The organism is Sphingopyxis sp. L1A2A (genome assembly GCF_005502465.1).
Lineage (GTDB): Bacteria > Pseudomonadota > Alphaproteobacteria > Sphingomonadales > Sphingomonadaceae > Sphingopyxis.
The window spans coordinates 178,345-187,500 of record NZ_SCOT01000004.1 but is presented as its reverse complement, the minus strand read 5'-3'; the positions used below and the strand labels follow the sequence as shown (position 1 = coordinate 187,500).

Sequence of the window (9,156 nt, the reverse complement as noted above, 5' to 3'; positions counted from 1 at the left end):
CGCCGCGGGCGAGGCGCTGGAGGCGTTCGAGGGCGCGTAGGCGCGTCGCAGCGCGATAGCGTCACATCGCCCGTCATTGCGAGCGAAGCGAAGCAATCCAGGGCGATCTGAGCCAACTCTGGATTGGCGCGTCGCTGCGCTCCTCGCAATGACGGGTCATTTTTTACCAGCCGACTTGGCGGTGTGGCGCCTGCGTTCCGCATTGACTCCCGTCCCTCAATCCATCATAATAGTTTCAATTGAAACTAGATGGGATGATGATGATGACCGACCTGTTCGACAATCCGCTGGGCCTCGACGGGTTCGAATTCGTCGAATTCTCCGCCGCCGAAAAGGGCGTCCTCGAACCCGTCTTTGCCGCGATGGGCTTTACCCAGATCGCGCACCATCGCTCGAAGGACGTCCAGCTGTGGCGCCAGGGCGGCATCAACCTGATCGCCAATTACGAACCCAAATCGCCCGCGGCCTATTTCGCCGCCGAACATGGCCCATCGGCCTGCGGCATGGGCTGGCGCGTCCGCGACGCTGCCAAGGCCTATGCCGAGGCGATCGCCCGCGGCGCCGAGCCGGTCGAGGTCAACCCCGGCCCGATGGAGCTGCGGCTGCCCGCGATCCGCGGCATCGGCGGCTCGATCATCTATCTGATCGACCGTTATGGCGACGACCTGTCGATCTACGACATCGACTTCGTTTACGAGGATGGCGTCGATCGCCACCCGGTCGGTGCCGGGATGCAGCTGATCGATCACCTGACCCACAATGTCTATGGCGGCCGCATGGCGCACTGGGCGGCGTTTTATGAGCGCATCGCGGGCTTCCGCGAAATCCGCTATTTCGACATCAAGGGCGAATATACCGGGCTGACGTCCAAGGCGATGACCGCCCCCGACGGCAAGATCCGCATCCCGCTCAACGAAGAGGGCGCCGGTGGCGGCGGCCAGATCGAGGAATATCTGCGCGCCTATAATGGCGAGGGCATCCAGCATATCGCGTTCAGCTGCGATGATCTCTACGCCGCGTGGGACAAGCTCAAAGCGCTCGGCAACCCCTTCGCCCCCGCGCCGCCGGCCACCTATTACGAGATGCTCGCCGATCGCCTGCCCGGCCATGGCGAACCGGTCGAGGATCTCCAGTCGCGCGGCATCCTGCTCGACGGATCGACCGAGGACGGCGACCCGCGCCTGCTGCTCCAGATTTTCGGCCAGACCGTGATCGGCCCGGTCTTCTTCGAATTCATCCAGCGCAAAAAGGATGAAGGCTTTGGCGAGGGCAATTTCACCGCGCTGTTCAAATCGATGGAAATGGACCAGATCCGCCGCGGGGCGCTCAACATCACGGAACCCGCCGAATGACCAGCCCGATCAAACTCGGCGGCGTCCACCACGCCGCCTACCGCTGCAAGGACGCGAAGCAGACGGTGGGTTGGTACGAGCGCATGCTCGGCATGACCTATACCACTGCCTTTGCCGAGGATCATGTCCCGTCGACCGGCGAATATGATCCGTACATGCATGTCTTCCTCGACGCGGGGAACGGCAACATCCTCGCTTTCTTCGAGCTGCCGAACCAGCCCGTCATGGGGCGCGACGAGAATACCCCGGCGTGGGTCCAGCATCTCGCGTTCAAGGTCGGCAGCTTCGACGAGCTGGTCGCCGCGAAGGCGCATCTGGAAAGCGAAGGCGTCGACGTGCTCGGCCCGACGCACCACGGCATCTTCAAGTCGATCTATTTCTTCGACCCCAATGGCCACCGCGTCGAGCTGGCGTGCGACATCGGCACCGCCGAGCAATATGCCGAACTCAAGCGCGTCGCGCCGCTGATGCTGGAGGAATGGAGCCAGACCAAGAAGGCGCCACGCCACGCCGACTGGCTGCACACGGCGGCGAACGAATAAGCCGACCTCCCACATCCGTTCGTATCGAGCGAAGTCGAGATACGGGAGGGCGTGCACAAACGCGGCGTGTCTCGACTTCGCTCGACACGAACGGAATATTTGATCGGCGGGCTAGCAGCACTAGCCGTGGCTCGTTCGCGCCGCGCTCAAAACTTTCGCGAAAAGCTGACCAGGTCGGCGTCGGGATCGCCGTCGCCGCAGATCAGCCCGCGCAGCATCTGCGCCGCCATCATCGAAAAGGTGATGCCGTTGCCGCCATAGCCCATCGCGGCATAGCAGTTCGGCATGCGCGGGATGCGGCCGATCGTCGGGGTACCGGTCTTGCTGTCGCCGAAACTGCCCGCCCAAGCATGGACCGGCGTCGCGTCGATCATCGGCAGCAGCGCGCCGAGCTTGCGCGACAGCGTCGCGGTCTTGGTGACGATCTTGGCGTCGCGCTCGTCCGCGTCGCTGATCTCTTCATCCTCGCCGCCGCAGATCACCTCGCCGGCCGGGGTGGTGCGGATATAGAGATAGGGGTCGGCAGCCTCCCAGATCATCGCCGCGGTCGGCCAGATCGCGCGCGGCTGCGCCTTGGTCGCGATCGACCAGCTCGAGATGATCTTGTTCCCCTTGCGCGGCACCCCCTTCATCATCTCATAGCCCGTCGCGACAACCAGATACCGCGCGCGGATTTCGCGGCCATCGGCGCTCTGCAGCGTCACGCCGCTCTCGCCGGGCGTGACATCGCAAATGTCGACCGGGCTATACACCCGCGCCCCGCGCCCGACCGCGACGTTCAGATAGCCTGCCGCGAGCTGGCGGGGATCGGCCGAATAATTGCCGAAGCCGATGATCGCGTGCCGCCCCTTGATGCCATAGCGATCGAGCACCGCTGCGGGTTTTAGCAGCTCGATTTCGAACCCTGCGCGCCGCCGCGCTTCGGCCTCGCGCGCCAGACCCTCGGCGTCGAGCACATTGCCGTGCAGATAGATGGACCCGCGCGTCGCGGCATCGACCCTCAGCCCCAGCCGCTCGGTCCGCTCGCGCAGCGCATCGACCGACTGGCGCGACCGGCGCCACAGTCGCTCGGCGCGATCGCGGCCGATCTGCTCGGATAGCAGCGACAGCGGGGTGTCGATCTCATATTGCAGCATTGCGGTCGAGGCCGCGGTCGATCCATCGAGCGGGCCACGGCGATCGACAACGACGACCTTTAAGCCCGCTTCCGACAGCGACTCGGCGATCAGCGCGCCGGAAATCCCGGCGCCGATAATCACGACATCGCAGCTGATGTCGCGGGTCAGCGGCTGGGTCGGAACGGTCGGGCGCCGCCGCGCCGACCAGATCGACTGGCCGGTGCGCAGATCGCGGTGGTGAGTGACCGACGCCTGGTTCGCGCCCGCGGGGGTCTTTGTCATGCGATGCTCCGAGCCGCGGCCGAGGCGACACGCACCTAATTCACAGGCTTGCTCGTGGTTGCACGGCGCGCTGCTATTTCCGGTCGAGCCCGATGCTTTCCAGCGTCGCACCGCTGCATTTATCGGCTTCTTTCGCCTCGCCGTTGCCCGACAGCGCCCCGATCGCGAGGAACCCGGCGACCACCGCGACGACGAACGCGCCGGTGACCCACACCAGATATTTGTCGATGAACGCCTTGATCGGCGCCCCGAACAATTTGAACAAAATGCCGACGAGCATGAACGAAAAGGCGCGGCTTGCCATGCTGGCCCACAGGAAGGTCCAGAAATTCATCTGGATGAATCCCGCGGTGATCGTCAGCAGCTTGAACGGGATCGGCGTCGCGCCCTTGATCAGGATGATCTCGGCGCCATAGTCGCGCAGGTAACAGGCGGCGGGCGGAAACGCATCGGTCAGCCCGAGCGCGCCGAGCAGCCACAGCCCGACGCTTTCATAGAGGAAAAAGCCAATCCCATAGCCGAACACCCCCCCCGCGACCGACGCGAGGGTGCAGATGAGTGCATAGCGCACCGCCTTTTGCGGATTGGCGAGGCACATCAGCCCCAGCATCGGGTGCGGCGGGATAGGGAAAAAGCTCGCCTCGACGAACGACACCAGCGCCAGCCAATATTCGGCGTGCGGATGCGCCGATTTTTCCATCGTCCAGTTGTACATGTTCTGGATCAGCGATTTGTTGCGGGGGATGGCGGTCATGCTGGTCCTTGTTGTCACGCCGCCATTGCGACCCTCGCTCCCCTATGCCGTTCGTGTCGGGCGAAGTCGAGACACGCTACGCCAGTCTCCTATATCGTCATCCCGGCCTTCGCGGGAATGACCAAGTGATGGGGAATCGAATGTCGTCTGCCGGTCGAATTCAGACCTTCGTCATCCCGGACATAGCGCGGGTTACGATAAAAGCAGTGCTCGCCGGACAAACAAAGGGGGCCGTAAAGACCCCCTTTGCCTCCCCGGTATTGTTCGCTCTATTCGGTCGGAAAACCGCGCTTTTTCAGCAGCGCCGACACATCGGGATCGCGGCCGCGGAAGGCGCGATACGCTTCGGCGCGGTCGGTCTCGTTGCCGGTCATCAGCAATATGGTGCGGAAGCGGTCGGCGACCGTGCGGTCCCACGGGCCACCCGCTTCGGTGAACGCCGCCCAGGTGTCGGCATCCATCGTTTCCGACCATAAATAGCTGTAATAGCCCGCCGAATAGGCGTCGCTCGAAAACAGATGGCTGAACTGCGGCAGGCGGTGGCGCATGACGATCTCGCGCGGCATGCCCATTTCGGCCAGCGTTTCGCGCTCGAACTTGTCGACGTCGGTCGGCGGCACCTTGCGGTCGTGCAGCTTCATGTCGACGATCGCGCTCGACAAATATTCGACGGTTTCAAAGCCCTGATTGAACTTGCCCGACGCGTCGATCTTGTCGAGCAGCGCCTGCGGCATCGGCGCCCCCGTCTTGTAATGCGTCGCGAATTTCGACAGCACTTCGGGGGTCATCAGCCAATTTTCGTTCACCTGGCTCGGATATTCGACAAAGTCGCGCGGCACCCCGGCGAGCGCCGGATAGTTGATGTGCTGGAGCAGATAGTGGATGCCATGGCCGAATTCGTGGAACAGCGTCGTCGCATCGTCGAGGCTGATCAGCGTCGGCTCGCCCTTCGCGGCTTCGGTGAAATTATTGTTGTTCGATGCCAGCACATTGCGCTCGCCGCCCAGCGTCTGCTGGCTGCGATAGGTCGTCATCCACGCGCCCGAGCGTTTGCCGTCGCGCGCGAAATTGTCGAGGTAGAAGACGCCGACATTCTCGTTCGTCTTGAGGTTATAGACCTCGAACGTCCGCACCTTGGGGTCGAACACCGGGATCGTGCCGGTGTTTTCGCGGAACCCCAAGTCATAGAGCTTCCCGGCGGACCAGAACATGCCGTCGACCAGCTTGTCCAGCTGCAGGTAAGGCTTCACCTCGCTTTCATCGAGGTCGTATTTCGCCTTGCGGACCTTTTCCGAATAAAAACGATAATCCCACGGCTCGATGGTGATTTTCGGACCCTTGCCGACCTTGGCATCGGCGTCGGCGATCGCCTGCATGTCGGCGACCTCTTCCTTCACCCGCGCCACCGCGGCGGGCCACACCTTCATCATCAGCCCCATCGCATTGGCGGGGGTCTTCGCCATCGTGTCGGCCATGCGGTACGTCGCGTGGTTGGGAAAGCCGAGCAGTTCGGCGCGCTGCTGGCGCAGCGCCAGAATTTCGGCGATCGTGGCGTTGGTGTCATTGGCATCGCCATTGTCGCCGCGGCTGACGAACGCCTTATAGACCTTCTCGCGCAGCGCGCGGTTGGTGGCGTTCTGCATCACCGGCTGCGCCGACGAGCGGGTGTTCTTGATCGCCCACTGGCCGGGCTTGCCATTGGCTTCGGCGGCGGCGGCGAGCGAGGCGACAAAGCCCGTATCGAGCCCCGCCAGTTCGGCCTTGTCGGTGACAAAGGTGTAGAGCTTCTCGTCGCCGAGCAGCTTCGACGAAAAGGCCGAGAACAGCCCTTCCAGCTTTGAATTCATCGCCACCAGCTTGGTCTTGTCGGCCGGCGACAGATTGGCGCCGTCGCGCACCATCTCGTCATAGCTGCGCTCGACAATGCGGATCTGCTGGGCGTTCAGCCCGCTCGTCTGGCGCGCGTCGTACACCGCCTTGTACCGCGCGAACAGTTGCGGCTCGAGGAACAGCTCGGTGTAGAAAGTGGTGAGCTTGGGGCTCCATTCGGCGTCGATATCTTCGACCCGGTCGTTCGACTTGTTCGACGTCTGCACGCCCCACAGCGCATAGACGCGCTCCATCGTGTCGCCCGCCAGCATCATCGGGACATGGGTGTTCTCGAACGTCGGCGGCGCCGGATTGTCGATCACCGCCTGCACCTGCGCCCGCGTCTCGGCCATGCCCTTGGTAAAGGCATCGGGGAACAGTTCGGGGTCCATCTTGTCCCACGGCGGCACCCCTTCATAGGGGCCGGTCCATTCCGCCAGCATCGGGTTGGCGCTGGTCGGCGCCGCGGCGGGCGCGGTCGCAGCAGGGGCAGGCGGAGCGGTGGCGGTCATTGGTCTATCCATATTGGTGCAACCCGCGAGCAGCGCGGTGGATGCGAGCAAAAGCGACAGGCGACGGGCAAAAGGGTGCGCGGTGCGCGGCATCAATATATCTCCCCGGAGGAAAAGGTTTCGGGCGAAACCATGCTGGACCGAGCCTTAACCCGAGATTGCGGCGTGGTGCAAGGTTCGGGGGACGAACCGAATGGGCTACGATATCCTCCCCATCGCTGCGCGACAGGGAGGATCGGGTTATCCCGCAAAGATCGGCTGAACCAACCCCGGCACATCGACCCGAAACGCAAACACCCCGCCCGCGTGCGGCTGGCCCAAGCGCTCCTCGTCGGTCAAATTTTTGCCCGCGCTGGTGACGAACGCGGTCTGCATGTCGGCGCCGCCGAATGCGATCATCGTCGGGCGCTGCACCGGCAGCTCGACCGTCTGCAGCAGCTCGCCTGCGGGCGACAGGCGCACGACGCGCCACCCGTCCCACAGCGCCGACCAGTAACAGCCCTCGGCATCGACCGCGGCGCCGTCGGGGCGGCCGTTGCCATGCGGAAACTGATGAAAGACCCGGCCCTCGCCGAGACTACCCGTCGCCGGATCGACGTCGAAAGCACGGATCGCATGCGTCGGGGTATCGGCATGGTAAAAGGTCCGCCCATCGGGGCTGAACGCTGCGCCGTTGCTGGTCGTGAGGCCGCCGAAAACTTCGGTGAGCGAACCGTCGGGATCGAGCCGGTAAAGCGTCGCGATCGGGTGCGCCTTGTCGCTCGTCAAACTGCCGACCCACAACCGGCCGTGCGCATCGACGCAGCCGTCGTTGAACCGCTGCTCGGGCTTGTCCGCCAGCGCCGCCGGGCCAAAGGCCCGCGGCGCGGCACCCCAGCTGTCGATCAGCGCGCAGCCGTCCTCTAGCGCCGCAACCAACCCGCCAACCGCGCGCGGCGCGACGCAGCCGACCTGCTGGTCCAATTGCATGACCTCGTCGGTTCCGGTCGCCGGGTCGGTGCGGTGGATCGTCTGTCCTTCGATATCGACCCAGTACAGCCGCTGTTCGGGCACGCTCCAGCGCGGCGATTCGCCGAGCAGCGCGCCAGCGTCGAGGAGAAGTTGAACCATGGCGGGTGTCGTAGCGCGCGCAGCGGTCGCTGCCCAGCGGCTGCAAACCTATTCGTCGTTGGATCGCAAGTGATGAGGTGCGCCCCACCTTACGTCGCCCCAGACTTGATCCGGGGTCCATGAGGTCGCGCGCTGCCCGCTCGTCAGCGCCGCATGGATCCCGGATCAAGTCCGGGATGACGAGGAAAGTTGGGCGGGTGAGCAAAGAGTTCATGCCGTAGCGGCATTTCTACTTGACGTGCACGTAAACGTAAGGTCTCTTGGCGACCGAAAAGATGCGGCCGACTCCCCGCCTGCGTTCGGCTGCCGCAAGGGAAAGGAAAGCCATGTCGCTCGATAATCTGTCGCGCTCTGCCTATACCGACGATCATGAGGCGTTCCGCGCCACCGTCCGCCAGTTCCTGGAAAAGGAAGTCGCGCCGAACGCCGCGCAATGGGCCGAGGACAAGATCGTCCCCAAGTCGATCTGGCCCAAGGCGGGCGAACTCGGCATGTTGTGCCCGACGGTTCCCGAGGAGTATGGCGGGCTGGGCCTCGACTTCGGTTACAACGCGATCGTCGATGAAGAGAGCGCCTATTACGGCCGCGCCACCACCGGCTTTTCGCTCCAGTCGGACATCGTCACCAATTATATCGTCAAATATGGCAGCGAAGAGCAGAAGAAGCACTGGCTGCCCAAAATGGTCGCGGGCGAGGTGATCACCGCGATTGCGATGACCGAACCCGGCACCGGCTCCGACCTGCAGGGGATGCGCACGACCGCGAAAAAGGATGGCAATCATTATGTCATCAACGGATCGAAAACCTATATCACCAACGGCCAGAACGCCGACCTGATCCTCGTCTGCGTCAAGACCGACACCGAGGTGCAACCGGCGTGGAAGGGCGTGTCGATCGTCCTCGTCGAGGCCGACCGCGAGGGGTATCAGCGCGGCCGCAACCTTGACAAGATCGGGCAGGACGAGGCCGATACGTCGGAAATGTTCTTCAACGACGTCCGCGTCCCGATCACCAACTGTCTGGGCGAAGAGGGGCAGGGGTTCATCTATCTGATGAGCGAGCTTCCCCAAGAGAGATTGTCGATCGCGGTGTCGGCGCAGGCATCATCGCAGCGCGCGTTCGACGATACGGTCGAGTTTACCCGCGAGCGCAAGGCGTTCGGCAAGCCGATCCTCGATTTCCAGAACAGCCGCTTCGTCCTCGCCGACCTCAAGGCGAAATTGCAGGTCGGGTGGGCGCATCTCGACTGGGCGCTGGCGCGGCATCTGAAAAAGGAACTGACCCCCGAAGAAGGCGCCGCGGCGAAGCTGTGGCACACCGACCTGCAATGGGAAGTGATGGACAAATGCCTCCAACTGCACGGCGGGGCGGGTTATATGAACGAATATCCGATCGCCCGCGCCTGGCGCGCCGCGCGCGTGACGCGGATATTTGGCGGCACGAACGAGATTATGAAGGAACTGATCGGGCGGAAGCTCTGACGGAAAAACTCTCTCCCCTTGCGGGAGAGAAAGACTTGGCTTGGCGACTTGTCGCCTAGCAAGTCTTGAGAGGGGTTCTTACGTTGGCGCTGAAGCGCGACCCCTCTGCCAGCTCCGACTAGGCAGCAAGCTGCCA

Annotated in this window: 8 protein-coding genes (1 of these 8 only partly in view); 4 read left to right on the top strand and 4 right to left on the bottom strand. The window is 63.6% G+C overall.

The window, feature by feature from the left end; genetic code table 11:
• The 3 genes from FFS68_RS04655 to FFS68_RS04645 all read left to right on the top strand — a co-directional run.
• A protein-coding gene (locus FFS68_RS04655) for an ABC-F family ATP-binding cassette domain-containing protein (protein ID WP_137752039.1) crosses the window boundary here: on the top strand, nt 1-40 show its 3' portion. It extends 1,829 nt beyond the left edge of the window; the window shows 40 of its 1,869 coding nt (coding positions 1,830-1,869); its start codon lies off the left edge, out of view; its stop codon occupies nt 38-40.
• A gap of 223 nt (nt 41-263) precedes the next feature.
• Entirely contained in the window at nt 264-1,352 is a 1,089-nt protein-coding gene (gene hppD / locus FFS68_RS04650; RefSeq protein ID WP_137752038.1) for a 4-hydroxyphenylpyruvate dioxygenase, read from the top strand.
• Nucleotides 1,349-1,894: a VOC family protein gene (locus tag FFS68_RS04645; protein ID WP_137752037.1), complete on the top strand. Its 546-nt coding sequence runs from the start codon at nt 1,349-1,351 to the stop codon at nt 1,892-1,894. Before hppD ends, FFS68_RS04645 begins: the two co-directional genes overlap by 4 nt.
• A gap of 146 nt (nt 1,895-2,040) precedes the next feature.
• Here FFS68_RS04645 and FFS68_RS04640 read toward each other — a convergent pair whose 3' ends face one another.
• The 4 genes from FFS68_RS04640 to FFS68_RS04625 form a co-directional block, all read right to left on the bottom strand.
• Complete coding sequence (locus tag FFS68_RS04640) at nt 2,041-3,294, bottom strand: FAD-binding oxidoreductase (protein WP_137752036.1); 1,254 nt, start codon at nt 3,292-3,294, stop codon at nt 2,041-2,043.
• Between the two features lie 73 nt (nt 3,295-3,367).
• Complete coding sequence (locus tag FFS68_RS04635; protein ID WP_137752060.1) at nt 3,368-4,021, bottom strand: YqaA family protein; 654 nt, start codon at nt 4,019-4,021, stop codon at nt 3,368-3,370.
• A gap of 296 nt (nt 4,022-4,317) precedes the next feature.
• Nucleotides 4,318-6,429: a M3 family metallopeptidase gene (locus FFS68_RS04630; RefSeq protein ID WP_349290367.1), complete on the bottom strand. Its 2,112-nt coding sequence runs from the start codon at nt 6,427-6,429 to the stop codon at nt 4,318-4,320.
• 240 nt (nt 6,430-6,669) lie between these two features.
• Nucleotides 6,670-7,539, bottom strand: a complete 870-nt coding sequence (locus tag FFS68_RS04625; RefSeq protein ID WP_137752034.1) for an SMP-30/gluconolactonase/LRE family protein — start codon at nt 7,537-7,539, stop codon at nt 6,670-6,672.
• 326 nt (nt 7,540-7,865) lie between these two features.
• On the opposite strand from FFS68_RS04625, the gene FFS68_RS04620 reads away from it, so the two are divergent.
• A complete protein-coding gene (locus FFS68_RS04620; protein ID WP_137752033.1) occupies nt 7,866-9,020 on the top strand; it encodes an acyl-CoA dehydrogenase family protein in 1,155 nt (384 codons plus the stop codon).
• Nucleotides 9,021-9,156 lie beyond the last annotated feature (136 nt).

Bases quoted from the DNA above. Each gene is read 5' to 3' on its own strand.
- hppD (WP_137752038.1), top strand. From the start codon at position 264: ATGACCGACCTGTTCGACAATCCGCTGGGCCTCGACGGGTTCGAATTC.
- FFS68_RS04645 (WP_137752037.1), top strand. From the start codon at position 1,349: ATGACCAGCCCGATCAAACTCGGCGGCGTCCACCACGCCGCCTACCGC.
- FFS68_RS04640 (WP_137752036.1), bottom strand. From the start codon at position 3,294: ATGACAAAGACCCCCGCGGGCGCGAACCAGGCGTCGGTCACTCACCAC.
- FFS68_RS04630 (WP_349290367.1), bottom strand. From the start codon at position 6,429: ATGACCGCCACCGCTCCGCCTGCCCCTGCTGCGACCGCGCCCGCCGCG.
- FFS68_RS04625 (WP_137752034.1), bottom strand. From the start codon at position 7,539: ATGGTTCAACTTCTCCTCGACGCTGGCGCGCTGCTCGGCGAATCGCCG.
- FFS68_RS04620 (WP_137752033.1), top strand. From the start codon at position 7,866: ATGTCGCTCGATAATCTGTCGCGCTCTGCCTATACCGACGATCATGAG.